Genomic DNA, 26,952 nt, shown 5'->3' on the forward strand with positions numbered 1-26,952 from the left:
GAAGCATTAGCGTGGACCATGAGGACCTCTCGGTAATCGGATGTGCGTGTTTGGTAACCACACCGATACCGGAGGTCCTCACCTACTTCCGCTCACCACGCCGTTCACAACCTGTCTGGGAGTTACATCTAGCGGCCTCTACCCCGGCGCCAACCTTCGTGATGAAGGGCAAGAGTCTTATCTGTAACGGTTGAGGGGTGTGTAGGACTGTTCCCCACGTGGTTCTCAGCGCGGTTTGACGTCGTAGGTGACAGTGTTATCTGTAACGGTGTCACCCACGTTGGGGTGGTACGTCTCTGTGTTGTCGGCTGGAGGGCTTGGCCAGCCCGGTGAGTCGGGTCAGTGCGGTGAATCCGTCGTCGGTTCCGGGCCAGTGTGCGCGAACGGTGTCGAGGCCGGCGCGGCGGACGACGCTGCGCAGGACGGCGGCGACGATGATGGCGTCGTCGGCGTATCCGAGCACCGGGATGAAGTCGGGGATCAGGTCGATCGGGATCGCGAGGTAGGCCAGCAGCAACCCGAGGCGGACGCGGATCCCGCGCGGCAGGGTGCTGTCGCCGGCGAGGCGACGCACCAGCCGCAGCACGTCGGGCAGGATGCGCACCGCCTCGCGCAGTAGCCCTCCCCGCGGCCGGAGAATTGCCAGTGCGACCAGCAATGCCAGCCAGGCGAATAGGAGTGCGCCGCCAACGCCGATGAGGAGATCCCACCCGAATGAGCCCGTCACGATTCGTGCGCCACGTGCAGCCGCTGCGAGGTGCGCGCATCGGTTTGCGCGGATGTTTCGGCCTGCAGGGCAGCGTCCTCAAACGCTGCCAGCTCAGCAGCCGCGGCGTCGACGGCTGCGCGGGCAGCGTGCCCACCGGGGGCCGTGAAGTAGTCACGGGCGGCGATCTTGGCCAGCCAGCTGCGGAACCGGTCCAGGTCGGCTTCGGACTCCTCGACCTCGGCGTAGGTGAGCCGTCCGCGAGCGCGTTCATCGGCCAGCTCCTGGCGCAGCGCCGGGAGCCGCTCCAGGACTTCGGCGTACTCGCCGTCGCGGGCGGCGTTAAGCTCGTCGATCACGGCCTGTTCGTCGGCGGGATCGACGAAGCTCATCGGTAGGACGCGGGCGGTGCCGCCGTGGTGATGGATCCGATCGGCCAGCCGCCGCACTTCGCGGACCACATGTGCGTGGGCGGGCAGCAGACACACCGATTGCTGCAGATATAAGGCACCGAGCGAGCGCAGTTTGCGCCACACCTGCACCCGCAGCGTGCCCGCCGCGCCAGCAGTCGACACGCTGATCACCAGCCAATCGAGTTCGTCGCCCCTAGCCACAATGAGATGTTACACCCGTAACATCATGCTGATACAGCAGCTACGCGGGCTGAGGTATCTGGTGGCCAGCAGCTGCACCCAACCTCGCTGCGGCAGCCGTGAGATTGATCCCGTTGACGCGGTCAGCGTGTATGCCCCAAGCTGTCGACGTGGCCCAGATCAGCGAAACGCTGTTGATCGACCAGGTCGTGGCGCGGCTCACCGCCAGCTACGCCGACCTGCCGCCGGACCATGTGGCCGGCGCCGTGCGCAGCGCGCACGCCCGGTTCGAGCAGAGCCCGATACGGGAGTTCGTGCCGCTGCTCGTCGAGCGGCATGCCCGCGCCGAGTTGTCCCGCAGCGCCGGTCTGCTTACCTGGTCGTCCTAGGCGTCAGCGCAGGCCCGCCCCGCTTTGCACCGCTCAGCGGCACCAGATCGAGATCGCGACCACCCAAACCGATCAGCTCCGTGGTTGGGTAGCGGTCAGAGGTGTGCCGGCCCGGGCCCTGCCGCAGCGGGGAATCGCTCCTCGATCGCATCAAGCAGGCGTTGCAGCGCGTACTGTTCCTGCTCGCGATGCCGGATCTCCCGTCTGATGCGGTGGACCTGGTTCATCTCGCCGCGCAGTTGATACTTGGCCAGCGCGGCCTCGTGGGCCGCCATCCGGTCAATGAGCAGCTCACGCTGGCGCGAAAGCTCACCCCGGTAGTAGTCGGCCTGGCGAACATCCGCGGCTCGCGCGGCTGCGATGTCGTGGTCTGAGACGGTGGACGTGCTCATCTGGCACACCGTAACCGAGCACCAGACCATGCGCGCGGGCAACAACGAGCCAAAAAGCTCCACCGCCACCCGTTGCACCGCGGGCCAGGAACTGCGGCGTTCAGCTCGTCGACGCGTTCACCAACGCCAACCGCGCCGGCATGACATCGCCCCACAGACGCAGCGCCACCGCGCGATGCTCCCGATTCCCACCCCGGATTCTCGGACCGCACAGGCGATCTCGTCGAACGCGTCCCGCTCAGAACACCCACGCCATCCGATCAAAACGCCGATCGCTACATCGATCACTCGGCGTGACGACGGGTCCGCACCCCGGCCCAACTGGCTCACCTCGTCCACCCTTTCCGCGCCGGAATCATCTCGATCAACCCTGTGTACCCCCGGGCTATGAACAACAGCCACCTCGCAGAAGAACAAACTCGCGACGCCGAACCCGGCGATCGCGGTGCTCAGTCATCTCTTCCTCCGACGCCCCCGGGAGGTCCAGGCAGGTACGACGCCGACCACTTATGCCAACCGTTGGCCTGGTCGACGCCATCACCGATTCTGATCCGACAGACGAACTCGCCTGCTTCGTGGGCGATCACATTGATCTGCTCCCGGAGGTAATTTAGAACCTCGCTTGCTGTCCGATCCGAAGGGACGAACAGGTGGACCGTTTTCCACATTTCCTCCACCAGGCTCCCTTCGCCCCCTCCACCGCACCGATCGCCGCGGTCGGCCCAGCGCAACGCCCGTCGTCACAGTGCACACCATGCACGCTGACTGCACCCGCAACCGTGAAAAGGCGACCTGATCATCGGTGACATAGACGACGGCCGGGCCAGCGTCCAATGCCCACGTTGCGGCGCCCCAAGTCGCCGACCCTGTGAAACGGTGCGCCCGGGCGCCAGTCTCGTCGGCTACCACCGCGAGCGCGGCTACCGCCACGATGAGCTCCTCGACCTGGGCTACATCAAGTACACGCTCGTCAACGAATCCACCCAGCACCCACTTTTCCTGTGGCGCCGCCGGACACAACGCCCGATCATCCGCGACGGCTACCGCCAGTCCGACTAAGGCCGGGCACTACGGCTCAACTAGTTCGAGAAGTCGTCGGCAACATGTGTCGCACGTGTCGCTGAAAGAGCAGACGTTCTACACATGTAATCTACGTTGCTACCAGCAAGAACACGCCAATTGTTCATCTCATTACAGATAAGCGGTCGCGGTGAGGCGGTCAACAATCGCGGCTAGCACGGTTTTCGATGTCCCCTCGCGCGACACCATCTAATCATGCCGAATCAACCAGCGGCGTTGGTGAATGCTACAGCCAGATCGGCGTGCCACGGCACCGACACCTCGTCGCTATCCGGAGCCTGGACCGTTTGTCTTCCCGAACCAGGAGTCTGCGACCGCAACGCAAGGCCATACGCAAGTCGGTGAAGGCGATTACTCAGCCTGCCGGGCGCGCTGGACCCTGAAGAGCTTTACTTTGCCGCTCACGCCTTTGAGCCGGCGTGCGCCCATCGACGACCAGGTGAAGTCCGCAGCGTTGCCGACGGCCTCGCGCGTGGAGTCGGCGACCGCCACCGTCCCCGGCCGCGCCGCTGCCGTTACTCGACTGGCCACGTTGACAGGACTGCCGAACCAGTCGCCCCCGCGTGTGATCGCCAGTCCGGAAGCCACGCCGATCCGCAAGCGCGGCAAGCCATTTGCTGCCGCGTCGTCAGCCAAGTCGAGGATTGCCCGCAGCAATGGCGCCGGATCGAAGCACATGAGCATCACGGCGTCACCCACCGACTTCACCAGCCGCACCGGGGTGACCGCTACGTGCTGGGCCGATTCGGCGAGCCGACTGGCAACGCGTTCAAGCTCCAGAGGTGGCAGCACCTCCCCCAATTTGGTGAAGCCGGCAACATCAGCGAACGCCACCGTTACCTGGTGGGCCCCGGGTAATCTTCCGGCAGCCCGCTCAGCGGCGCTCACGGCCTCAACCTGGAACGAAGTGCGAAGTTGCATAAACAATAGGTCTTCGATCAGCGGTCCGAGGTGAGGCGCGGATCGACGCGCCAGCTGCTCGACCGCCTGCGCCAGCTCGATTTCACTTGTCCCCGGCCGCAGGAGGGTGTTGAGGGCCGCATCGCGCATCGTCGCGGCGGCACCCCAGTCCCGCGATCAGCATGCGCATCACGGCAACCGTTTCGTCCGGCTCGACGCCCATGTCGAGGAAGAATTTCGCGTGCGCGATCGCTTTTCCGTCGGCGCGCAGCAGTACGGCTGCGTCGGGGTCGTCGATCCTCGGCCTTCCGACCGCGCCGTAGAGGCGCTGCAGGAGGTCCAATTCGATCCCTGTGGATTCGCTGATCTCACGCGCGGACACATAGGTCCCGTCGTCGCCGAAGATCGTGTTCGCGGGCAGCAGTAGAGGCGTAGCGAGCGATCTACGTATCTCGTCGAGGGGGTAGCCTTTTCCGATCAGCCATGTGACGAGGTCGGCACGCTCTTCGCGGGCTTGGCCCTCAAGGCCGTCGAGCATACCAAACTCCTCGATGTCGTGGTTAGCTGCCATACCGCAAACGTACTGCTCGATGCATCGCCTACCGCATCGATTCGCAGCGCCACAAGTCGACGGGTGCGTTCGGACAACTTCGCGAAACTTCGCGCTCGGTCCATGCGGAACCGGGCTTCCGAATCAGTGAGGTATTTGCACGCCAAATATCGCCACGGCCCCACGAGCAACTTGGGCATAGCCCGATATCCAACGGTGACTCGCAAGAATTCCCGGGCGTCGGCCACGACCGGCCACCCCGTCTGGCGCTTGGGATGATCTCCACACTTTTCGGGCGTCGCGATCACATCGCCTCCACGGCCGACCCGGGTTGCCGCTACACGGGATCCTGAACCGTGACTCGGTCCCGTTGCTTGTCGACATCGCTAACAGGTGCAGAGGTTGACCGCGGGCCCGCCATGCCAAGATCCCGCCGAGCGGGATACCCATTGACCTGCTATAGAGTTGGCTTACGTCCCTCGTCCGCCGGTGACTGACCATAGCCGATCGCGCGAATGACCACAGAACCGACAACGCCGGGCTATCCGTGACGCCGCCCCACACTCCCTTGAGTTGACCACGAGACTACGCGAGGCAATGACTTGCGAGTCACGTCAGCGAATTCTCGTGCAATTCAGTATGATTTATATCAGAGGGCTGCAGGCTGGAGCTGAAGCTCCGCCCCACGTCACGCCAAGCAGGGCATAGGAGCGGGAGTGGACAGCGATATCGACCAGGCGGCAAACACATCTGAGATACCGCATGCAGCGCGCCGCTATACAAGAGTACCCAAGGCGTCAGATATTCTGGCCGACCGGCTCCGCGCAAAAATCCTCGGCCGCGCGATGCGGCCCGGCGACCAACTGGCTTCGGAAGCGGAGTTGATCTCCGGAGAGGGCTTTAGCAGAGGCACCGTGCGAGAGGCGCTGCGCCTGCTCGAATCCGATGGTTTGATCGAAATCCGCCGAGGCCCACGCGGTGGCATTCGGGTAACTCGTCCCGACCTGCGGCAGATCAGCAGATCCGTTGCGCTCCTACTGACCCTCGCTGAAACCTCAACCAGAAAGTTCTACGAGTTCCGCAAACTCCTCGAACCCGCTATTGCCGCTATGGCAGCCCGGTCGGCCACCGACGAGCAGCGCGGCTGGCTACTCGCGATCGCTGACGCCACATCTCGAAACGGCTCATGGGAACCATCGGTGGAGTTCCACGAGGCTCTCGCGGTTTGCAGCAACAACGAGGTCTTGCGGCTCGTCATATCGATGTTCGAGCAAGAGTTGTCGTGGCACGTCCCAGGTGAGTCGCTCACCGAGCTAGACATGGAGGATACCCGCCGGGCGCACCAGAGCATCGCGCGTGCGGTGGCTGCCGGCGACGCCGACCGCGCGTCGAGCGCAATGCAACGTCACCTGAACCAGTTCGAGCGAATGCTCGACACAAACGGCCGCCTCGACGAGCCGCTGCTCCCCCGAGAGCGTTGGCTCCAGTGACGCCGACCCCCTCGCTCGTCACCGTTTTCACAACGCGCTTACGGGGCATCAGGCAGCGAAGCCATCCACCGATGCATGCCCAACACGCAGCCCGCGTCGCGTCCCTGGCTTGGCAGGGTTGATGCAGACAACAATGATCTTTATTGACTGGGCTCGTCATCGAGGAGATGGACGGCTTGGGCGGTGTAGGTTAGACAGCCCGGCGCGGTGGCGCATCATGTCGCGAATTGTGATGGCTGACTTGCCGTTCGCGCCGAACTCGGGCCAGTATTCGGCGACCGGCACGTCGTAGGAAGCAATCCCCGGTCGACAAGCCGACGGATGACCGTGGAAGCCAATCCCTCTGTCGCTGAAAACGCCATCGCGCCGGTGTTGGCCGCCGACGGTACGCTGCCATGACGATCGGCCCCACCCGATCCACACATCAACAACCGGTCTGCCATCGAGGTATACCGGCAGCGCGCCCGAGACTGTCAAGTTAACGGTGTAACTCGTTGTTGTAGTGTTACTTTCGTTCTGGGGTTAAACGTCCGGGGAAGGCGATCTCGAACGCGTTGAGGGGTGCCTTCCAGCGGTTGATCCAGCGTTGTCGGCCTTTGCCGGTCGGGTCGAGGCTCATGATCGCCAGGTAGACGCACTTCAGGGCGGGCCTGCTCGGTCGGGAAGTGCCCTCGGGCGTTGACGGCCCTGCGGATGCGCGAGTTCAGGCTTTCGATGCTGTTGGTCGTGCAGATCACGCCGCGGATTTCCTTGTCGAAGGCCAGGAATGGCACGAACTCGGCCCACGCGTTGTCCCACAGCTTGACGATCGCCGGGTAGCGCTGGCCCCAGGTCTCGCTGAACGCGACGAATGCATCCAACGCCGCCGACTCGCTTGCCGCGGTGTAGACCAATTTGAGATCCTTGGCGATCGCCGCCCAGTCCTTCTTGGGGGTCGGGGAGCAGATTCTCGAAATCCGGCGCTAAGGATTTACGGCAGATAGTAGCGTACTATCTGCCGTAACTCGTGAGTCGTCCTGCCGCGATGGTCGTTCCGGAGATGGGCGACTCCGGAAACTATCTGCCGTAGTGCTGAAGGGCGGTCGGGGTGGGATCGGTGAGCTCGCTACCGGCGCGGGCCGCCGGGATCCGGCTGGCGGACGCGACGCGGACCTTTCTGGGCACGATCGCGGCGGTGAACACCCGCCGCGCCTACGCCTCGGCGTTGGATCGGATGGTGCGCGACTTCGGCGCGGACGGCGATGTCGGGTTGTTGAACCCGGATCGGGTGTCGGGGTGGTTCGACTACGTGTGGGGCGACAAGGCCCCCAAGACCTACAACCTCCGGCTGACCGCGGTGTCGGCGGCGTGCGCCTACTGACGCGATCAACAGTGGCTGACCGGCGATCCGGTGTCGCGCCTGCGGGCGCGGCCGAGTGCGCCGGACAACAGCAAGGCGATGACCGCCGCCGAGGTTGCGGAGCTGCTGGGCATGGACGCGGCCCTGCGCGAGCGGGTGTTCTGGTCGATGCTGTATGAGTCCGCCGCGCGGGCGGAGGAGATCCTGAATCTCGACATCGAGGACCTGGACACCGTGAACCGATGCGCCACGGTCACCCGCAAGGGCGGCGCCCGCGAGGTGATCTATTGGCAGACCGGCACCGCACGGCCGCTGCCCCGGCTGATCGCCGGACGGAAGTCCGGGCCGCTGTTCCTGACCGACCGCAAAGCCAAGCCGTCGGTCGCCAAGACCGACACCGACAACTCGACCGGCCGCGCCCGACTTTCCTACCGCCGCGCCGCGACGCTCCTCGAGGAGCACACCGAAGGGATGCGACGCGGACCGTTCACGCTGCACCAGCTGCGGCACTCGCGACTGACCCACGCCGCAGAGAAGGGCGCTTCCACGCCGATGCTGATGGCGTTGAGCGGACACACCTCGGTGCGCAGCCTGGTCAAATACGCGAAGGTCTCCGCCGAGGCGCTGGGGCGCTGGCAGGCCGAGACCGATCCCGCTGCGCGGCGGCGCTCCCGCTGAATCTCTCAGTAGCTGACGGTGACGAGTTCCGGCGCGTGTCTGCGTATCTTGTTCAGCACCTTGACTGTTCGGCCCGAGCGCATCTGCTCGAGGGGGGCCGAAAGAGACCAATCAAGTGCGGCACCGTCGATGGGTGTGGTCTTCCGCGTCCGGGAACTCATAGCCGCTGCCGGGCGTGCGTGGTCGTGGTGTTTGTCGGATCCGGCGGGGGCACGGCCGAGAGTAGGGCCGTGAGGTCGCGCGAGACCTCGCCGGGGTTGGAACAGCCGTGGGAGATGAGCGCGCGGGAGCGCGGCTTCGGTCAGGCCGTATCGGATATGGACGGCGTCGTGGTGTTGCAGGATCGCCAACGTGTGGATTCCACTGGCGATCAGGCCACCGAACTGGCCGTCCTGCGCCGCCGCCCGGTCGATGTGAAACCACTGGGGATCCCAGTGGGTGGCGAAGTCGACGAGTTCGGCCTCGGTCACCGTGTGTGAGCCCAAGTCGAAACGCTGGCCGATGCCCAGGTCCTCGGCGTATACAAGGCGTGTGTGCTCATGGTGCGATCCCACCTGCACGCCGACGGGTTTCACCGCGGCGCCATGCGGATCGCGCCGTCGAGGCGGATGGTTTCGCCGTTGAGCATCGGGTTGGTCACGATCGCCTCGACCAGCTGCGCGTACTCGGCGGGGTCGCCGAGCCGGTTCGGGTGCGGCACCTGCTGTCCCAGCGAAATCTGAGCCGCCTCGGGCAGCGTGCCCAGCAGCGGGGTCTTGAACAGGCCGGGCGCGATGGTGTTCACCCGGATCAGCAGCGACGCCAGGTCGCGGGCGATCGGCAGGGTGGCGCCGACGATCCCGCCCTTCGATGCCGAGTACGCGGCCTGTCCGATCTGCCCGTCGAAGGCCGCGACCGAGGCGGTGTTGACGATCACGCCGCGCTCGCCGTCGACGGGCTCGTTCTGCGACATCGCGTGCGCGGCGAGGCGGATGACGTTGAAGGTTCCGGTCAGGTTGACCTTGACGATCTTCTCGAATTCGGCCAGCGGGAACGGTCCGTTCTTACCGACGGTCTTGACGGCGTTGCCGATGCCGGCGCAGTTCACGGTGATTCGCAGTGAGGACTCCGCGTTGGCGCGCTCGACCGCCTCGGTGACCGCGGCCTCGTCGGTGACATCCGCCGGAGCGAATTCCACGGTGTCGCCGAGAGCAGCCAGCGCATCCGTGTTCGCGGTGGGCAGGTCGACGGCGATTACCCGGGCGCCCGACTTGGCGAGGGCGGTGACGGTGGCCAGTCCGAGGCCCGAGGCTCCGCCGGTGACGAGTGCGTTGGTTCCGGTGATATGCATGAATACTCCTGACGAAATAGGTTGAGAACATCGGGTTTTTGACAAAGTGAGGTGTGACTGACGCAGTGGTGTCACTGCGCGAAGGTCAACCTCATAAGGCGCGGCCGATGAGTTCCTTCATGATCTCGTTGGTGCCGCCGTAGATCTTCTGCACGCGGGAAGCGGCGTACATCTGCGCGATCGGGTACTCCATCATGTAGCCGTAGCCACCGAAGACCTGCAGGCAGCGGTCGACGATCTCGCACTGCTTGTCGCTGCCCCACAGCTTGGCCATCGACGCGGTCGCCGCGTCGAGGGTGCCGTCGAGGTGACGCTGGATGCAGTGGTCCATCAGGGTCTTGCCGGCCAGCACGTCGGTCTTGCACTCGGCGAGTACGAACTTCGTGTTCTGGAAGTTCAGGATCGGCTTGCCGAAGGCGTGACGTTCCTTGGCGTACCTGATGCTCTCCGCCACCGCGGCCTCGGCCACCGCGACACCGCCGACACCGAGGATCAGCCGCTCACGCTGCAGCTGACCCATCAGCTGGTAGAAGCCCTGCCCCTCGACGCCGCCGAGCAGATTCGCTGCCGGCACCCGCATGTCGGTGAACGACAACTCGCGGGTGTCCTGGCCGTGCTGGCCGATCTTGTCCAGCACCCGCCCACGCTCGAACCCCGGAAGATTCTCCGTCTCCGCGACGAGCAGCGAGATACCCTTGGAACCTTGGCTCGGGTCCGTTTTGGCGACGATGACGAGCAGGTCGCAGTGCGACGCGTTCGAGATGAACGTCTTCGAGCCGTTGATCACGTAGTGGCCGCCGTCGCGAACCGCGGTGGTCCGTACGGCCTGCAGGTCCGAGCCGGTGCCGGGTTCGGTCATCGCAATGGCGAGGACGCTCTCACCGCTCGCACATTTCGATAGCCAGCGCTTCTTCTGGTCCTCGGTGGCATAGGCGGCGATGTAGTGCGCGACGATCGTCGAGTGCACGGCGAAGCCGAACGCGGTGTCGTGGGCGTAGGCGATCTCCTGCTGCACGATCGCCTCGTGGCCGAAGTTGCCGCCCCCGCCGCCGTATTCTTCGGCGATGTCGAGGCACAGCAGTCCCGCGGCGCCGGCCTTGGTCCAGAACTCGCGGTCGACCTGGTGCTGCGCGGCCCAACGGTCCTGGTTCGGGGTGGCTTCCTTGCGGAAGAACTCGGCGGCGTGCTTACGCAGCAGCGCCTGATCGTCGGTCTCCCACGGGGAGCGGTAATCGGGGAACAGCTCGCTCATGATCGGTCCTACTTTCCGGTGAATTCGGGGGCGCGCTTGGCGAGGAACGCGGCCTGGCCCTCGCGGCTGTCGGCGGAATGGATGGCAACGTGAAAGTTGCGCTTCTCGTGCTCGAGTCCTTGCGCCAGAGAGGTTTCCAGGGCCTGGAGGGCGGCATCCTTGGCCAGCGCCACCGCGAGCGGTGAGTTGGCGGCGATCCGCTGCGCCATGGCGACCGCCGCTTCGAGGGCGGTGCCGTCCGGGACGGTCTCGGCGACGATGCCGGCCGCGCACGCCCGCTGTGCGGACAGGAAGTCGCCGGTGAGCAGTAGGGCCATCGCCTTGGACTTGCCGACGGCCTGAATCAGGCGCTGGGTTCCGCCGCCGCCCGGGATCACGCCGAGCTTCACCTCCGGGACACCGAACTTGGCGGATTCGCCGGCGATGACGATGTCGCAGGCAAGCGCCAACTCGCAGCCGCCGCCGAGTGCGAGGCCCTCGACCGCAGCGAGGACCGGCTTCGGGAATCGGCCCAGGTCGGCCCAGATGGTGCCGCCCAGCGCGGCTCGATCGCCGAGCAGCGACTGGTCGCGAATGGCGTCGAAATTGGTGATGTCGGCTCCGGCGCAGAAGATCCCGCCGGCGCCGGTGAGCACGATGGCACGGATCTCGTCGTCGTGCCGAGCCGCGACGAGCTCGGTGTTCAAGGCGGTGAGCACCGCCTCGTTCAGACTGTTGCGAGCCTTGGGCCGGTTGATCTCCAGGATCAGGAGGTGGCTGTCGCGGGCCGTGCGTAGCGGGGCGTTGTCGGGGTTCATCGGACGTCCTCGTAGACGTTGGTGTGCGCGGCGCGCATGGCCTTCTTGTCGAGCTTGCCGACGCTGGTGCGGGGCAGCTGGTCCAGATACAGGACGGTCTCGGGCAATTGCCATTTGGCGAATGCATCGGCGAGCAATTCGTGGATCTCCGACAGTGGAAGTTCCTGCCCGTCGGTCGTCACGACGAGTGCTACTGGACGCTCCTGCCACTTCGGGTGCGGGACGCCGATGACGGCCGCCTCGGCGATCTTCGGATGGGCAACGAGTGCGTTCTCCATGTCGATGGAGGAAATCCATTCGCCACCCGACTTGACCACGTCCTTGATCCGGTCGGTGATCTTCAAGTAACCATTCGGGTCGATGGTCCCGACATCGCCGCTACGCCAATACCCGTCGAGGAACTTGTCGGCGTCGTCGTCGAGCTTGTGATAGCGCTCGATGATCCACGGTCCGCGCAGCAGCACTTCACCCTGACTCGTGCCGTCGTGCGGGAGATCGTTGCCTTCCGCGTCGACGATCCGGATGTCGATGCCGTTGACCGGCAAACCCTGCTTACGCTTGAGATCCCACTTCTCCTCGTCCGAGATCACACCGCGCAGCGAGGGCTTCAGTCCCCGGTTCACCGCGACCAGAGGGGTGGTCTCGGTGGCGCCGTAGGCGTGGATGACGTCGGCTCCAGTGATGTCGTGGAAGTCGCGCATCAGCGACAGCGGCGGCTCGGTGGCACCGGACAGCAGCCGCGCGCGGGAGAAGTCCGGTGCGACCGCAAGCGTCTTGATGTAGTTCATCATGGGCTGGAAGATCGCCGGCGCACCGTTTGCGACGGTGACTTGCTCCGCGATCATCGCGTCCACGAGGACGGATGTGTCCTCGGCGATGTAGCGACCGGGCAGCACGATTTTTGCGGCACTGTAGGCGGCCGCCTGGGGTAGGCCCCAGCCCTGGCCGTGGAACATCGGCGTGATGAGCATGACGGCATCGTCGCTGCTCATCCCGAGTCCGGCGACCTCGGCGAGGGTGTGCAGGTAGATGCCGCGATGCGAGTAGTAGATGCCCTTGGGCCTGCCGGTGGTGCCGGTGGTGTAACACGCGCTGTAGGAGGAGGTTTCGTCGATGACCGGCCAGTCGATCTCCGGGCCGGCGTCCGCGAGCAGGTCCTCCCAGTGCACCGCGTGCGGGAGCGTGGTGGTGATGTCGGCCAGCGGCTTATCGGTCATCACCACCCACGTCTTCACGTTCGGCGTATGCGGTGCCAGCGCCTCGGCAACCGGAAGCAGCGACTCGTCGATGAGGACCACCGATGCATCACTGTGTCCGGTGACGTAAGCGAGATCCTCTGGCGCCAAACGCAGGTTCATCTGCAACATCACGGCAGCGAGGCCGGGAATCGCCCAGTACAGCTCGTAGTGCCGCTTGCTGTTCCAGTCGAGGATCCCGACCACATCGCCCGGCCCGACGCCGATCGAGCGAAGTGCATTGGCACTTCGTTGGATTCGCGCGTAGGCATCGGCGTAGGTGTACCGGTCCCAGCCGCCGTCCGCGGTGCGGTACACGATCTCCTGCTCGGGATAGGTGCGCGCGGCGTGCCGGATGATGGTGGTGGTGTTGAGTTGATAGTGGTCGCCGTGGGTGGAGGGCAGGCCCCTCACGATCTCGTGGCTCATGACGTCCTCAGATGCGTTCGATGATGGTGGCGTTCGCGGTGCCGGTGGCCTCGCAGACGGTCTGCAAGCCGAACCTCTTGCCGGAGCGTTCGAGTTCGCAGAGCAGGTCGGTGAGCATCCGGGCTCCGGTCGAGCCCAGCGGGTGGCCGAGGGCGACGGAGCCGCCGTTGACGTTCAGCTTGTCGTCCGGGACGCCGAATTCCCGTTGGAAGATCAGCGGCACACCGGCGAAGGCCTCGTTGACCTCGAACAGGTCGATCTCCTCGACGGCCAACCCGCTTCGGCCGAGCGCCTTGTGGGCGGCGTCGAGGATCGCGGTGAACTGGATGATCGGGTCGGCGGCGGCGACCGACAGCGCGCGGAACCGGGCGCGTGGGATGAGGCCGTTGCGCTCGGCGTACTCGCGGTCGGCGATCAGCAGCGCGGCCGCGCCGTCGCTGATCTGCGAGGAGTTGGCCGCCGTGGTCCGCCCGTCGGCGCCGAACACGGCTTTCAGGCTCGCCATCTTGGCGGGGTCGATGTGCTCGCGGATGCCCTCGTCCGAGTCGATGACCGGACCGGTCGGGTCGTCGGGGTCGGCGGTGATCGGCACCATCTGGTCGCGGAACTTCCCGGCCCGCGTCGCGGCGTGCGCCCGCTCGTGGCTGCGAGCGCTGAACGCGTCCAACGCCGCTCGGCTCAGGTCGAACCTCTCGTTCATCAGCTCCGACGACGGGCCCTGCGCCATCAGCCCACCGTCGTAGCGGTCGAGTTCGCGCGGGCTGTACTGCGGGCCGAGCGGCGCGCCGGGCAGGAACGCCGGAGGCATCGGCACCCGTGACATCGACTCGACGCCGCAGGCGATCACCAGGTCGTGGGAACCCGCCATCACCGCCTGGGCGGCGAAGCTGACCGCCTGCTGCCCTGAACCGCACTGGCGGTCGATCGTCACCGCGGGGACCGACTCGGGCAGCCCGGCGGCGAGCACCGCGTGGCGGCCGAGATTGCCCGACTGGACATCGTGCTGGATGACGCAGCCGGTGATGACGTCCTCGATCGCGGCGGGGTCGACGCCGGCGCGGGCCACAAGCTCCCGCAGCGTCTGCCCGAGCAGGTCCACCGGATGCCATGCGCTGAGGATCCCTCCGCGACGGCCGACCGGGGTCCGGACCGCGCCGACGATAACGGCCTCGCGAACACTCATGACAAAGCTCCTTGTGCTGAATTACGGGGTGCCGAATCGCGGATTCCGATCAGGGGAATGTCGAGGCGCTTCGCGACCTCCTCCCATTCGCGCGTCGGCTTGGAAAGAAACGTCTGCTCGAGCTCCTCCTGGGTGCCCTCGACACCGAGACCGGCGCGGGCGCGCTCCCAGAAGTGCGGCTCGAGCGCGGCCAGCGCGACGTGGCCGTCGGAGCTGGAGTAGATCCGGTAACCGGGATGCGCCCCGCCGAGCGGCGCGCCCGCTCCCATCAGACCGTGCCGAACTGCGGCGCCGGCGTCGGCGGCCGCCTGTTCGAGGACGACCCGCTCGCGGTGTCCCACGCCGGACTCCGCGGCCACGCGCAGGGCGAGCAGGGCCGCGGACACGGCGCGCTCGGCGCCGAGCAGGTCGGCCACCGGGACGGTCGGCATCGTCGGCGGCTGGAGAGTGCCGTGCAGGGCCTGGTACGTCAGGTCATGGCCGGGCTGCTCCGCCGCGATCCCGTCGTGCCCGACGATCTCGATATGCGACAGGTGCGGATTCGCCGCGGTCAACTCGTCCAGGCCGAGCTTGACCAGCGCCGAGGGGCGCATGGCGGTGAGCATCAGGTCGGCACGCGACAGCTCGCGCGCCGCCACCGCCCGATCAGCGGGGTCCTTGAGGTCGAGGGTCACGACCCGCTGGCCCACAGTGAGCTCGTCGTACCACGTCGGCGCCACGGCCCGCAGCGGGTCGCCGGCCGGCGGTTCGATCTTGGTGACGGTGGCGCCCAGCGCCCGTAGCCGCGCGGCGGCGAGCGGGCCCGGCAGATTGATCGCGAGCGACACCACCTGCACGCCCTGCAGCGAACTCGACTGCGACATCATCAACCCCTTTTTGACTATACTGATGTATAGCCATTAATGCGCATGTACTGTCTAATGTCAAGGGTGTATGCTTTTTTCCCTGATAGGAGGCAATTTCTGTGACCGACCCCCGCGCCAGTGACGAGGACCTCACCGCGAAGGCCCGCATTCGCAACGCCGCGCTCGACCTCTACGCCGAGCGCGGCGAGGATCGCGTCTCGATGCGCGCCGTCGCCGCCGCCGCCGGGGTCGCCGTGGGATTGGTGCAGCACCACTTCAAGACCAAGGACGGGCTACGCGTCGCCGTCGAGCAACTGGTCGTCGACTATTACGCTCTGGCGATCGCCTCTGTGCCGGACGAGGGCGCCCCAGCGCAGGTCGCCGCCGCTCGAGACGAGGCGGTGCGGCACATGCTCGCGACGCATCCGACGGTGGTGAACTACATCCGGCGCGCTGTGCTCGATCCGCAGGGAAAGAGCGAGTTACTCGAGCGGCTGACCGACCTGAGTCGCAGAGAGATCTCCAAACTCCGCTATTCGGGCAAGACCTCGACACGGCGATCCGAGTCCTCACAGGTCATCGGGCTGATGGTTCGTCAGCTGGGGCAGCTGCTCATGCAGCCGATGATCGATGACATGTGTGACTTCCTCGACCGGACGGGCGTGCCGCACAGCGACAAACTGACGCTCTCCGTGACCGTAATCTAGCGGTAGTTTGTTGGGTCAGGTCGGAGGTAGAGGTGCAGGCCGTGGCCTGTTTCGCGGCTCAGGAGAGACTTCCGCCGACATGCGTCGTCAGGTCCTGAGCGGTCATCCGCCACCCTTCGACTCGCGCTACTCGTCGTCGTCGGCGTCCGGGTCGCGCAGCGGTCGGTGAACTCCGCTGGGGTCGGGCAGGTGGAAGCTGTAGTGCCCGTCGATGCCGATGTGGGCGCGCACGAACGCCGACAATCGCTCGACATCGGTGTCGAGCACCGGGTATCCGCCGGCTCGCAGCGCGGCGAGGGCGCGGTTCTCGTAGACGGTGTTCCACACGACGACGCAATTGAGCACCAATCCCAGCGCCGAGAGCTGGTCTTCCATGCCCTCGTAGTAGGCGCGGGTCATCTCGCCCTTGCGGCCGTGATAGATCGTGCGCGCCAGGTCGTGACGACCCTCGACGAGATTGGACTGGGCCTTGCCCTCGCGCCGGTAAGGTTCGTCGTCGGCCAGGCGCAGGATGTGCAGGGTCTTGAAGATCCGCCCGAAATGGGCGATGGCCTGGCCCAACGCGGTCGGCTGCCCGTCGCGGGAGATCATCCTGGTGACCTCGTGCGCCGACACCTCACCGGAGTGGATCGACACCGCGATCCGGCACATGTCCTCCCAGTGCGCGGCGATCTTGGCGGTGTCGATCACCCCGCGCGCCGCCTTGTCCAGCGGCCCGTAGTCGGCTCGGGCGTCGATGCGCCACAACCGCTGATCGGGCAGGTTCGCCAGCTGCGGCCGGTACTGGCGGCCGATCAGATGCAGCAGTCCGAACACGATGTCGGAATACGACCCGGTGTCGGTGATGATGACCTCCGGAATCCGCCCGCCGTGCTGGGACACGATCACGTCGATGGTGTGCAGCGAATCGCGAGGTGTTCCGCGCAGCACCTTGCCTGCCAGCCCGGCGGACTGGTCGTTGAGCATGTTCAACCAGGTGATGCCCAGTTTCCGGCCGAAGTACTTCGGGTTCGGGCGGGCGTTATGGGTGCGCACGGGCACCACGAACCGCATCCCGTCCACCGAGGCGACCAGCCCGCCGCCCCACGCTTGGGCCAGGGGGATGTCGGCCTGGGCGTCGACCAGCACGGCGTTGGCCGCCTCGATGGTCTCGGCCCGCACGTAGCACTGGTCGACGTGCAGCAGCCGATCCCTGGTCAGGGCGTCGACACCAGGCGTTGTCACCGGTTTGAACCCGACGTTCATCGCATAGGAACAGAGCACGGCCGCCACCGACAAGCCGAGGTCGGCGACGCGGGCCTCGTTGCCCGAGGTGTGGGTGAACGCCTCGGTGAAACCGGGATGCCAGCTCATCACCTCCGTGACCAGTTCCGGCAGGTCCACACGCGGGATCATCGCCTCCACCCGGCGGCGCAGGTCGACCAGCGACGCGGGCTCGGCCTTGGCGTCCAGCGCGGCGACGTGCAGTTTGCCGTCGGCGTCGATGCTGGCTGGGGTGTCCTCGCCCAGCCGTGCGGCCAACTCCCGATAAGCGGTCTCCAACGCCGTCGCGTGATCGGTCAGCAGCTGCGTCGGCGCGGCGGGCAGGCCCAGCGCGTTCATGCCGGCGTCACGCGCAGCCTCCCAGGCTTCGCCTGCCAGCAGGTGCGCCCGCGGGTCGCGCCACCGCGACGAACGCACCGCGAAGATGCTGCGGTGCTTGAGGTGTCGGTGGAACTGTTCCAACACGCAGATCGTGTAGGAGTTCCGGTCGACGGTGCCCTCCGGTCGGCCCGGCGTGTAGATCAAGCGCTTCCACGCGCCGACGATCAAGTCGTGGTCGACCTTGCGGGCGTCCAGCAGGTTTGCCGGGATCTTGCCCGACGACCTGGATGTCAGCAGCTCGGCGAGGGTCTTCATTGCCGCCAGGACGGCGGCGCCGTCACTGGTCGCGCCGAACTCGATCGTGTCCATCAGCATCGACAGGAACGGGCGGACCGTGGCGAACTTGCCGGCCAACTCGATCAACCGCTGCCCATCCAGCTCCGCGTCGTCGGCGGGCACCAGCTCGTCGACCGCCTGGACCGCGTGCCGCAACTCGGCCCGGGTGACGGTCTTCTCGATCATGTCCAACACCACGCCCAGCCCGACGTCCTGGTTGACCTCGACCATCTCCAGCAGCACCTTCACCGCTGCCGCGAGCTTGCCTGCGTTGCGTGACACCCTCGGATAGCGACGCAGCTTCTCCTCGCGAGACTCCCGCTCGGCCTTGGACAGAAGCTTCGTCGTCATCAACATGTCGAAGGTCTCCAACACGTCGTCGACCGCCCGCGCGCTCAACACAACGACCGTCGCGGCCAGCACCGCCAAGCGCTGCTCACGCGTGGGCAGCCGCCGCAGCGCGGCGGCCTTGCTCGCCAACCCGTAGGTCGCCAACCCCGTCAACCGACGCGGCGGGATCGCCCTCACGTCGATGCTGTCCACCCCGACCGCTTGCAGGTCGACAACCCTGCGCAGCGCCGCGAGCATCCCCTTCGACGACGCCTTGAACACGCCCTTGCGCAGCCGCTCCAGCTCGCTGACCTTCTGCCCGCCCTCCGCAGGAACCTCCAGCAGCCGCAACAAGGCAGACGCGGACTCCGAGGTCAGCTGCTCGCCGAGCTGGCGCCACAACCGGGCGTCCGCCGCGTTGCGGCCGTCGCCGATCAGCCGCTCCAACGTGGTGATCCCCGGCAGCAGCGCCTGACGCTTCCGCAGCCATGTCACTGCGTCGCCGAAGATCGCCTTCGGTCCGTCGCCGGTCATCCACGCCTGGTCGACGATCCACGACGTGAGCTCCGACTCCATCTCGCCGAACGGCTTGAGTCCGTACACCTGCTGGATTTCCCAGGCGTGTTCGAGCTTGGTCTTCTCCCGATCGGTGTACCGCTTCACCATCGACGGATCGGAGATCTCCAACTGCTCGGCCAGATACTCGATCAACGCGGGCGGGACATCCAGCGGATCAGCCAGGAACATTCCCAGGTGACGCACCGTCACCACCTGCACCGCGAACCCCAGACGGTTGTAGTCGCGCCGCCGCGCAGCGATCAGCCGCCGGTCCTCGTCATCCAAGTAGCAGTAACGCTCCAGCTCCTGCCGAGACAACGCACCGAACCGGCCATAGCCGCCCTCATCAGTCACGACGACATGAAATCACCTACAGCGCAAGGTCGCTCGGCGATTGCCCCTTAGCGCCGGATTTCGTCAATCTGCTCCCCGACCCCCGTCACTGCGCTCTTCGTCGGACTGTTCGGCGACGAGTTCGCTCACCGTGACGTGAAACATCGCGCCAAGGGGGTAGCTGCGGAACGTCGGAGGCGCGGTGGGCACGCGCTGGACGTGGAGTTCTACCAGTCGGAAACAGCCGAAGTCTGGGGCTAGCACCTCCCGCAGGCGCTGCGATCACACCTGTCCCATGGGCCGGCATAACCCCTTAGCGGTGGCGATTCATCCGAGCTGTCCCGAATAGCTTGATGGCCCTCACCATTCGACTGTGATACCAGTCCGATCGCGCTCGTCCGCGCCGCCGACCGCGATGCCGCCCACCGTGCTCTGAGGCGCATCGGCAAAGGGATGGCGATCCGTGAATCGGGTTAGTTCTTTCGCAGCAGGCCGGTGACGCCGGCGAGGAGGAGCGCGGCCAACGCCCACGACATCAGTTTGAGAAGGGGCAAGCCCGCGGACAGGGCGAGGGTGGCGTCGGAGGCGATGTCCCAGTCACGGTTTGCTGACGCCGCTGGCGGCAACACGGCGTTGATCGCGAACGTCAGCGAGTTCATGCACGGATAGCCTGGATGGACTTCGCATGGCGTTTCGGCGGTCACCGGCAAGAACATGTCGGCCTGCGCTCTCACGGCGGGGGCCGCGTCGGTCGCATCCGGGTCGATCCCGAAGTGCTGCTCCACGGCGGTTTTGGCCGTGTCGCGATCGGTCGGTGCGATGTCCTCACGATTCACGGCGACCAAGAGCACCGCAGCGGCCAGGACGAACATCAGCCACATGGCTGCCCACAGCGGGTAGTAGCCGTTACGGGCGACGAGGAAGTACACGGTACGCAGCAACTTTGTTGCCCAGGGTGATTGGCGGGTGACCTGCTTGGCGGCTTCGAGTCGTAGCCGCCGGGCACCGGCGGGGTTTCCGTTCCGGTCGTACACGTCGGCCAGGGCATGCCACGGCTGTACAGCTATCGGACCGGACTCGTCTGAATTTTTGGAGGCCGGCGTCCCACTGAGCCAGGCATGCACCGCTCGCCAATCCTCGCGCAACAGCCCATGCAGATCACCCACCTTCCACCCGGTCGCAACAACCGGACCGGGTGGAAGCTCCGCTGCTGGGGTCACCAGGTCGCCGATCGTGGCGCTTACCAACGTCAACGCACCGTCGACACAACCCGGCAGGAAAAGCCGGCCTACCGTCGCCGACTCTAGGTTCAGAGCATCCCCGCCGGGGTAGTCCAGGGTGGCCCCGGACAGGTTGAGTGACCCGTCGATGGTGGCGCCGAGTGCGCGGACCTCCCCCTGGGCCTGAAACCCCCCATGGGCGAACACGTCCCCGCCCACCTTCGCGCCATTTATGACGAGTGCTATCCCGCCGGGGTTGTCCACGGTGGCCCCGGACAGGTTGAGTTGCCCGTCGATGGTGGCGCCGTTTGCGCGGACCTCCCCCTGGGCCTGAAACCCCCCATGGGCGAGCACGGCGCCGCCCAACTTCGCGCGATCCAGGACAAGCGCCTTCCCGCCGGGGTTGTCCAGGGTGGCCCCGGACAGGTTGAGTGACCCGTCGATGGTGGCGCCGTTTGCGCGGACCTCCCCCTGGGCCTGAAACCCCTTATCGGCGAACACGTCCCCGCCCACCTTCGCGCCATCTATGGCAAGTGCTATCCCGCCGGGGTTGTCCAGGGTGGCCCCGGACAGGTTGAGTTGCCCGTCGATGGTGGCGCCGTTTGCGCGGACCTCCCCCTGGGCCTGAAACCCCTCACGGGCGAACACGCCGCCCACCTTCGCTCCATCTATGGCAAGTGCCTTCCCGCCGGGGTTGTCCAGGGTGGCCCCGGACAGGTTGAGTGACCCGTCGATGGTGGCGCCGAGTGCGCGGACCTCCCCCTGGGCCTGAAACCCCTCATCGGCGAACACGCCGCCCACCTTCGCGCCATCTATGGCAAGTGCCTTCCCGCCGGGGTTGTCCAGGGTGGCCCCGGCCAGGTTGAGTGACCCGTCGATGGTGGCGCGGTTTGCGCGGACCTCCCCCTGGGCCTGAAACCCATGGGCGAACACGCCGCCCACCTTCGCGCCATCTATGGCAAGTGCTATCCCGCCGGGGTTGTCCACGGTGGCCCCGGACAGGTTGAGTTGCCCGTCGATGGTGGCCATGATCGTGCGGACCTCACCTTCGGCGTGCGCGTGATCCAGGCTGAGTTCGCCAAGCTGCGCGCCGCTGGTGTCCATTCCGGCTTCCAGGGCGCAGTACGAGAGGTGCAGGGGGTGAGGGAAGTGCACAAATTCGAGGTCTAGGAGCTCTTCAAACCGTGCCGCCCTGATGCGCAGACCCTTGGGATCGACGTGCAAGTCATCGGCGGTCAGGAGGGCGCGTAGTGCTGCGGCCGGGACGGTCCGCTCGGGCGGCCAGGACGCAGCTTTGGCGGGGTCGACCGACGCGCCTTCGGCGAGGTCGAGCACATCACCCGATTCGGCGGCAGCCCTAAGTCGGGACTCCCAGTCGCTGTCGTCCTGGCCCGGCGGTGTTTCGTCGCTGGTCACCGCACAACATTGGCACACCCGGCCGACGGAAACGCGCAGCCGGACCGACCTGATTGAACAACGTTTCATCGGCTTGAATCCTGGTGAGGCTGCGCTGTCTCATTGGCCGGGGTCGAGGGTGGGCTGCTGGCGGTGCTGACGTTCGCGAAATCGCATGGGCTGGAGTCGTATTCGGTGTTCCCCCGGAGTCTGCGCAATGGTCTACTTCCCGTGCGCCCGGCTAATCGTTGAGCTCATCCCTACAAGTTCAGGTCTGGTCCATCGGCGCTGCGGGCATTGTGTGCCCGGTGCTGGTGTTGGGCCCACCAGCGTTGTTGTTCGTCGGTGAGGCCCGTGTCGGGGGGGGCTTGGGTTCGTTCGGGGTGCGACTGGGTGTGGGTTTGGTCGGTCCGGATGAGGGCGGCGAGTTTGGGGTGTTCGCGCCAGGCGGGGCCGTAGAGGGCGTGGGTTGCCCAGAGGCTGATGCCGGGTACTGCGGGGCCGTTGAGTCGAAGTGGTGCGGTGTGGTCTTCGTCGAAGGCCATGGTGAGGGTTCGGGTGTCGGGGTCGGGGTAGAACTCGGTGAGGTCTTGGTACCAGAAGGACACGTAGCCGCCGTCGGGGCGGCTGCACATGAGGCGCAGGTTGGTGGTGAGGACGGCGACTTCGCGATGGTTGCGCCAGGTGGGGTGGGCGTCGCGGTCGGCGTGGCGGCGTCGGTGGCGGTTGATCGCGCCTTGGGTGGCCATGGCGCCGCCCATGAGGATGGGGTTGACGAAGAAGGGGGCGTTGGCGCGGTCGTAGTTGCCGTCACCGCTGGCGAGGCGGCTGTAGTAGGCCGGGGCGCTGAGGCGGGTGACTTCGTTGGCTTTGAGAAGGGGGCCGTGGGTGGGGATCACGGGTGGTTCGATGCCCTGGTTGAGTGCGGTGGCGCAGTCTTGGGCGTAGCGCCACCACGGGTCGGGGCTGCGGCGCGGCGCGGTGTTCACCGGACCAGTCCTTCGTCGTTGTCGCGGTGGGCGTCGGTGTCGCTGTGTTCCTGGCTGGCGAGGTAGTCGGCGGCGCGGGCTCGTTCGGCGATCTTTTGGGCGAACCGGTATTGCTCGGGGGTGTCGAAGCCGGATTCCTCGAGGAGGAATGGGGTTGGGTTGAGGTGTAGTGACCAGCCGGGTTGTCGGCCGGCGGCGTGCATGCGGTGTTGCGCTTCGGCGGCTTTGGCTTTGGCTTCTTCGGATTCGGCTTCTAGGCGCAGCAGGGTGGTCAAGGTGGACAGTTGCTCGCGTTTGGCGGCGAGTTCGTCGCCGCGGTCGAAGTCCTCGACGGTGGTGTCTTGGAGGTCTTCGATCTCGGCGGTGAGCTGGTCGTGGTGGCGTTGCAGTCGTTGGTGGTGGGCCGGCAGGTCTTTGTAGAGGTTTTCTACGCGGGTGAGAAGTCCTCGGGCTTTGGCGCTGCCGCTGTCATCGAGGGTGCTTACGGTGCCGTGCAGATCCATTACGGTGACGTCGATTTCGGCTGAGGGGACGTCGGCTTTGATCCATAGTTTGGAGTTGATGTGGTCGCGGCGGGCGATCAGAGCGATGCCGTCGATCGCGACGTTCAACGGCCGTGTTTCGTAGCCGGGGGCGTTCTTCATGGCGTGGTAGGTGTTGCGGCAGACGGTGGCGAACGCTTCGGCTGAGTCTTTGCGTTCCTTGTGGGTTCGTCCTTCGACGACGATGGTGGGTTTGGCCTCGGGGTCGCGGGCGGCGACAGCGTCGGCCACCGGCGCCAGGGCTTCGATGTCGGCGGCGACGATGCCGAGTTGGCGTTGGTTGGTGGTGATTTCTCGGTCGCGGCTGGCGAGGGTTTCGTGGTGGGAGCGTTCCAGGGCCGCGAGGTGTTCGATTTCGTCTTGGAGTTGGACTTGTCGCACGTAGCGTGGGTCGCCGGTGGCGATGGCTTTGGTTTCGGCGGCGGCCACGCTCATGTCTCCCCCACCGATGTCTTCGACTTCGTCCACGGCGATGTCGTCGCGTTTGACCTGTTCGATGAACAGTGATTTGGCTTCGATCTTTTGCCACATCACGGTGTCGTAGGAGCCTTCAACGACGTAGTTGAAGATGCTGACCTCGCTGTTTTGGTTGCCTTGCCGGATGATGCGGCCTTCGCGTTGTTCCAGATCGGCCGGTCGCCAGGGAACATCGACGTGGTGTAGGGCGACGGCGCGGGTTTGAACGTTGGTGCCGGTGCCCATCTTTTCGGTGGAGCCGAACAGGACCGAGACCAGGCCGCGGTTGCATTCATCGAACAGTCGCAGTCGGTCTTCGGGTTTTTCCGCGTCGTGGATGAAGCGGATCTTCTCGGCGGGCATTCCGCGGTCGATGAGTTCGTCTCGGATGGCGGTGTAGATGGTGAAGCTGTCTTTGGGTTTGCCGGCCTTTTTCGTGGGTGTTCCTCGGTCGCAGAACACGATTTGCAGTGCGCCGGGGTTGGGCATGTCGTGGCCGTGCTGGGGGTCTTTGTAGATGCGGTCAGCGTTGGCGTTGTGTACGGCCATGATTTGCTCGGCTACGGCTGCGGTGCGTGAGTGCGCTGGGGCGGGGAGGTTGACCATGCGGGGGTCGAGGCTGGCTTCGCGGCCGTCGTTGCTGATCTTGAGGATGTTGTCGCGGGCCATGTTCTTGGGGTCGATGTTGCTGGCCCGGTAGCCGAGGTCGGTGATGAAGTCTTTGAGTTCTTGATCGGCAGGGATTTGGACGATGGTGCGTTTGCCGTCGGTGAGCTCGGGCAGGCTGACCTGGGCTTGGTCGAGTACTTGGTCGCGGGTGATGACGTCGGTGAACACTGAGGACAGGCGCAGCAGTTCTTGCAGGTTGCAGAATTTGCCGACGCGGGTGACTGGTCTGAGTTGGGTGCCGGTGGCGTTGACCTCGACGGTGTTGACGGTGGAGGTGAATGCCGCTCCCCAGTCGTTGAGGTGGAACACTCCGGCGTCATCGAGCAGGTCGGGGCGCAGATAGCGTTGCATGACGTACATTTCGCCGAGGCTGTTGGCAACCGGGGTGCCGGTGGCGAAGGTGGCGACGCGTTCGTCGGTGGGGGTGGGCTGGCGGCCGGCGGCAATTGCGTCCTCGCGGCGGCGCTGGCGCAGCATGTCCATCTTCATGGCGAGGTCGTCAGCGCGTTTGGACCCGTCGGGGCAGGCGAGTTCCTTGACCGCCGAGAGCCGGGTGCGGTTTTTGAACATGTGGGCTTCATCAACTTTTCCAACTGGCTTCCCGGCTGCAATGGAGTTGGCATGCGCTTTTACGTTGCACACATATGTGTGCAACGTTGACCGTTGGTATGAACCCAATAGCCCGCGCCACGAGGTGGCGTACCGCGCTGGCCCACCCGAATCAAGACACCGTCATGTGACTAGAGGTAGCAGACGAGGCCCAGTCCCGGAGCGCCGTCGGGCGGCTACGGATTCTTTCCGGCGCCTGGGTTTGATCGCTGCCGCGACATCTGCGCCAGCCAGGCGGCGACCGCCAGCACCGCCACAGCTTCGACGATAACGCTGATGAGTGCGTAAGGCGCTGGTTCCCAGCCCGTCTCCACGAATCCGAACAATCCCACTGTTCGCGACAGCCCGAACGCCGCCAGCGCGCCTGCCGACAACAGGCCCGACGCCCATCCGAACCACCTCGGAGCACCCACCGCCAGCAGGACGCCGACAGCGCAGAACACCGAAGCCTGCACCAGGAACCCGGTGCCGACTGTCGGGATGTGACCGTAACCGTGCAGGTAGAGGTACGCGTGCACACCGCCGCTGACAACCATGGCCGCCGCGATCACCAGACGATAGACGAGAGTCACAGCAGAGTCCGTTCTTTGAGCGCGAGCATGTGCTGACCGGCCTGATAACTCACCTCACGGATACCGAGCGCGTCGTGCAGCTTGCCGGCCGGCAGTGTCAGCGGCTTCGGCGCCGGACCGTCGCCGGGATGCGGCAACGGATAGGCGGTCGTCGTGCCGCTGTGGAAGGTGACATTGCCTTCCGTCTTCGAAAACACCTGGTGCACATGGCCGTTGAGGCAGGTCACCGATGCGAACCGCTTCAGGTAGCTCAAGGCCTGCGTGGCATCGTCGGTCCCCCAGCCCCAATCCGGATACATCGCGAACAGCGGAATGTGGCTGAACACCACGATCGGCGTATCACTCGACAACGGGGCGACGTCCTTCTCCACGAACTCGAGCTGATCGACCCCCAGGTGGCCGAGCTTCTTCAGGTTCAGCGTATTCACCAGCGCGATCACATGCACCCCGGCGATGTCGAAGCTGTACCAACCGTCGCCGCGGGTCCCCGCCCCGAAGGTCTTGCGGTACTTGGCCCCGGCGTCGTCGGCCGAATCATGTTCGCCCGGAACGGTGAACACGTGCGGGGTCCGCAGCCCGGTCATCATCTGCCGGACCTGATCGAACTGCTCCGGGGTGGCCAGATGCGTCAGATCGCCCGTGTGGATCACGAAATCCGGCGTGTAGCCCAGGTTGTTGACGGTGTCGATCGCATGGGTGAACGAGCCCGCCACATCGGTGTTGGCGGCACCCGTGAAGCCGATGTGGCTGTCGCTGACCTGCGCGAAGCGCAACGTGGGCTGCGCCGCCGGCGCGGATGAGCCGCTGCCCGCAACGTGCGACAGCACTTCCCCACCGACCACCGACAACCCGACAGCGGCACCGAACCACGCCGTGTGCCGGAGCAATTGGCGACGGTTCATCTGCTGCGGGTCGCGCTGCGACGAGTCGTCGGTCATCGGACCACCACCGTTCCGTGCATGAAGGGGTGAATCCCGCAGACGTAGGTGAAGGTGCCGGGCGTGGTGAAGGCGTAGCTGAAAGTGGCGCCGGAACCCATTGTGGGAGAACGGAACTGGCCACCTTCGGCGACGACGTTGTGTGGATCTTCGTCGTGGTTGGTCCAGGTGACCGTCGTTCCCGCCGGCACCGTCAGGGTGTCGGGCGCGAACGCGAAGTTGTCGATGTTGACCGCGTTCGGGCCCGCCGGCATCGGGGCTTGGTGGCCCTGTTCGGGCGGGGACATGGTCATCGACCCCATCGACCCCATGGTGGGTCCGGAGCCAGCGCCGGGTCCGCTCATGCCGGGCGTCCCACTGACGTCGGAGCTGAAAACTGGTGTGGGTGCTGCTTTTTGCTGCGGCGCTGTCGAGGTGCATGCGGCCAGGAGCAGGGCGGCGCCGCAGAGCGCCACCAGGGTTCGTCGTGACACGACGGGAACCTCCGTAGTCGTCGGGTGCGGGTGCGCCTGCGCACCCTCACCAA

The 26,952-nt window shown here is 65.8% G+C and carries 23 protein-coding genes and 4 pseudogenes; 6 read left to right on the top strand and 21 right to left on the bottom strand.

Translation table 11 applies throughout. From position 1 onward, the window contains the following. Window positions 1–271 precede the first annotated feature (271 nt). Complete coding sequence (locus E0T84_RS27995; RefSeq protein WP_047040634.1) at window positions 272–727, bottom strand: YkvA family protein; 456 nt, start codon at window positions 725–727, stop codon at window positions 272–274. Then, a complete protein-coding gene (locus E0T84_RS28000; RefSeq protein WP_052773270.1) occupies window positions 724–1,320 on the bottom strand; it encodes a Chromate resistance protein ChrB in 597 nt (198 codons plus the stop codon). Before E0T84_RS28000 ends, E0T84_RS27995 begins: the two co-directional genes overlap by 4 nt. 131 nt (window positions 1,321–1,451) lie before the next feature. On the opposite strand from E0T84_RS28000, the gene E0T84_RS28005 reads away from it, so the two are divergent. Next, window positions 1,452–1,688 carry a three-helix bundle dimerization domain-containing protein gene (locus E0T84_RS28005; protein WP_047040632.1) on the top strand — a complete coding sequence of 79 codons (237 nt, stop codon included), beginning with the start codon at window positions 1,452–1,454 and terminating at the stop codon, window positions 1,686–1,688. Window positions 1,689–1,783: 95 nt separating this feature from the next. Here the strand turns inward: E0T84_RS28005 and E0T84_RS28010 are convergent, their stop codons facing one another. Then, window positions 1,784–2,080: a hypothetical protein gene (locus E0T84_RS28010; RefSeq protein ID WP_131721944.1), complete on the bottom strand. Its 297-nt coding sequence runs from the start codon at window positions 2,078–2,080 to the stop codon at window positions 1,784–1,786. A gap of 117 nt (window positions 2,081–2,197) precedes the next feature. Next, window positions 2,198–2,482: an ANTAR domain-containing protein gene (locus E0T84_RS32800; RefSeq protein WP_324614534.1), complete on the bottom strand. Its 285-nt coding sequence runs from the start codon at window positions 2,480–2,482 to the stop codon at window positions 2,198–2,200. 474 nt (window positions 2,483–2,956) lie between these two features. On the opposite strand from E0T84_RS32800, the gene E0T84_RS28020 reads away from it, so the two are divergent. Then, complete coding sequence (locus tag E0T84_RS28020; protein ID WP_047040625.1) at window positions 2,957–3,139, top strand: hypothetical protein; 183 nt, start codon at window positions 2,957–2,959, stop codon at window positions 3,137–3,139. 372 nt (window positions 3,140–3,511) lie between these two features. Here the strand turns inward: E0T84_RS28020 and E0T84_RS28025 are convergent. Beyond that, a pseudogene (locus E0T84_RS28025) lies at window positions 3,512–4,631 on the bottom strand (adenylate/guanylate cyclase domain-containing protein). A 695-nt stretch (window positions 4,632–5,326) separates the two neighbouring features. Between E0T84_RS28025 and E0T84_RS28030 the strand changes: the two are divergent. Next, window positions 5,327–6,100, top strand: a complete 774-nt coding sequence (locus E0T84_RS28030) for a FadR/GntR family transcriptional regulator (RefSeq protein WP_075909486.1) — start codon at window positions 5,327–5,329, stop codon at window positions 6,098–6,100. A 186-nt stretch (window positions 6,101–6,286) separates the two neighbouring features. On the opposite strand, the pseudogene E0T84_RS28035 reads toward E0T84_RS28030, so the two are convergent. Together E0T84_RS28035 and E0T84_RS28040 are read right to left on the bottom strand one after the other, a co-directional pair. Continuing rightward, window positions 6,287–6,565 (bottom strand): annotated as a pseudogene (locus E0T84_RS28035) (serine hydrolase domain-containing protein); the annotation flags it as partial. Window positions 6,566–6,605: 40 nt separating this feature from the next. Next, window positions 6,606–7,029: pseudogene (locus E0T84_RS28040) on the bottom strand (transposase); the annotation flags it as partial. 167 nt (window positions 7,030–7,196) lie between these two features. Here E0T84_RS28040 and E0T84_RS28045 point away from each other — a divergent pair. Further along, on the top strand, window positions 7,197–7,460 hold the full coding sequence (locus E0T84_RS28045; RefSeq protein WP_225330463.1) for a hypothetical protein: 264 nt from the start codon (window positions 7,197–7,199) through the stop codon (window positions 7,458–7,460). Window positions 7,461–7,490: 30 nt separating this feature from the next. Next, entirely contained in the window at window positions 7,491–8,117 is a 627-nt protein-coding gene (locus E0T84_RS28050) for a site-specific integrase (RefSeq protein WP_011331207.1), read from the top strand. A gap of 335 nt (window positions 8,118–8,452) precedes the next feature. Here the strand turns inward: E0T84_RS28050 and E0T84_RS28055 are convergent. The 7 genes and pseudogenes from E0T84_RS28055 to E0T84_RS28085 form a co-directional block, all read right to left on the bottom strand. Then, window positions 8,453–8,692: pseudogene (locus E0T84_RS28055) on the bottom strand (MaoC/PaaZ C-terminal domain-containing protein); the annotation flags it as partial. Continuing rightward, window positions 8,689–9,447 (bottom strand): 3-hydroxyacyl-CoA dehydrogenase, encoded by a 759-nt coding sequence (locus E0T84_RS28060; RefSeq protein WP_011331213.1) that lies wholly within the window; start codon window positions 9,445–9,447, stop codon window positions 8,689–8,691. The gene E0T84_RS28060 and the pseudogene E0T84_RS28055, both read right to left, overlap by 4 nt. A 91-nt stretch (window positions 9,448–9,538) precedes the next feature. Beyond that, window positions 9,539–10,699 carry an acyl-CoA dehydrogenase family protein gene (locus E0T84_RS28065; RefSeq protein ID WP_011331214.1) on the bottom strand — a complete coding sequence of 387 codons (1,161 nt, stop codon included), beginning with the start codon at window positions 10,697–10,699 and terminating at the stop codon, window positions 9,539–9,541. 8 nt (window positions 10,700–10,707) lie between these two features. Then, window positions 10,708–11,496, bottom strand: a complete 789-nt coding sequence (locus E0T84_RS28070; protein ID WP_011331215.1) for an enoyl-CoA hydratase/isomerase family protein — start codon at window positions 11,494–11,496, stop codon at window positions 10,708–10,710. Beyond that, window positions 11,493–13,160: a long-chain-fatty-acid--CoA ligase gene (locus E0T84_RS28075; protein WP_011331216.1), complete on the bottom strand. Its 1,668-nt coding sequence runs from the start codon at window positions 13,158–13,160 to the stop codon at window positions 11,493–11,495. The genes E0T84_RS28070 and E0T84_RS28075 overlap by 4 nt, the downstream gene beginning before the upstream one ends. Before the next feature lie 7 nt (window positions 13,161–13,167). After that, window positions 13,168–14,343 carry a thiolase family protein gene (locus E0T84_RS28080; RefSeq protein ID WP_011331217.1) on the bottom strand — a complete coding sequence of 392 codons (1,176 nt, stop codon included), beginning with the start codon at window positions 14,341–14,343 and terminating at the stop codon, window positions 13,168–13,170. Then, window positions 14,340–15,206 (bottom strand): CoA transferase, encoded by an 867-nt coding sequence (locus E0T84_RS28085; RefSeq protein ID WP_011331218.1) that lies wholly within the window; start codon window positions 15,204–15,206, stop codon window positions 14,340–14,342. The genes E0T84_RS28080 and E0T84_RS28085 overlap by 4 nt, the downstream gene beginning before the upstream one ends. Window positions 15,207–15,307: 101 nt before the next feature. Between E0T84_RS28085 and E0T84_RS28090 the strand changes: the two genes are divergently transcribed. Beyond that, window positions 15,308–15,895: a TetR/AcrR family transcriptional regulator gene (locus E0T84_RS28090; RefSeq protein ID WP_011331219.1), complete on the top strand. Its 588-nt coding sequence runs from the start codon at window positions 15,308–15,310 to the stop codon at window positions 15,893–15,895. Between the two features lie 126 nt (window positions 15,896–16,021). On the opposite strand, the gene E0T84_RS28095 is transcribed toward E0T84_RS28090, so the two are convergent. The 7 genes from E0T84_RS28095 to E0T84_RS28125 form a co-directional block, all read right to left on the bottom strand. Beyond that, on the bottom strand, window positions 16,022–19,057 hold the full coding sequence (locus E0T84_RS28095; protein ID WP_011331220.1) for a Tn3 family transposase: 3,036 nt from the start codon (window positions 19,055–19,057) through the stop codon (window positions 16,022–16,024). 452 nt (window positions 19,058–19,509) lie between these two features. Continuing rightward, complete coding sequence (locus tag E0T84_RS28100) at window positions 19,510–21,672, bottom strand: hypothetical protein (RefSeq protein WP_171055205.1); 2,163 nt, start codon at window positions 21,670–21,672, stop codon at window positions 19,510–19,512. Window positions 21,673–21,911: 239 nt separating this feature from the next. Then, complete coding sequence (locus E0T84_RS28105; protein WP_212757736.1) at window positions 21,912–22,640, bottom strand: hypothetical protein; 729 nt, start codon at window positions 22,638–22,640, stop codon at window positions 21,912–21,914. Continuing rightward, window positions 22,637–24,877: a helicase-related protein gene (locus E0T84_RS28110; protein WP_249383766.1), complete on the bottom strand. Its 2,241-nt coding sequence runs from the start codon at window positions 24,875–24,877 to the stop codon at window positions 22,637–22,639. Before E0T84_RS28110 ends, E0T84_RS28105 begins: the two co-directional genes overlap by 4 nt. 215 nt (window positions 24,878–25,092) lie before the next feature. Then, window positions 25,093–25,452 carry a hypothetical protein gene (locus tag E0T84_RS28115; protein ID WP_048896566.1) on the bottom strand — a complete coding sequence of 120 codons (360 nt, stop codon included), beginning with the start codon at window positions 25,450–25,452 and terminating at the stop codon, window positions 25,093–25,095. Between the two features lie 32 nt (window positions 25,453–25,484). Continuing rightward, window positions 25,485–26,426: a metallophosphoesterase gene (locus E0T84_RS28120; protein ID WP_138746113.1), complete on the bottom strand. Its 942-nt coding sequence runs from the start codon at window positions 26,424–26,426 to the stop codon at window positions 25,485–25,487. After that, window positions 26,423–26,899, bottom strand: coding sequence for a cupredoxin family copper-binding protein (locus E0T84_RS28125; RefSeq protein WP_016343872.1), 477 nt, complete (start codon window positions 26,897–26,899; stop codon window positions 26,423–26,425). Before E0T84_RS28125 ends, E0T84_RS28120 begins: the two co-directional genes overlap by 4 nt. Between the last annotated feature and the right edge of the window lie 53 nt (window positions 26,900–26,952).

The organism is Mycobacterium sp. DBP42 (assembly GCF_005924235.1).
GTDB lineage: Bacteria > Actinomycetota > Actinomycetes > Mycobacteriales > Mycobacteriaceae > Mycobacterium > Mycobacterium syngnathidarum.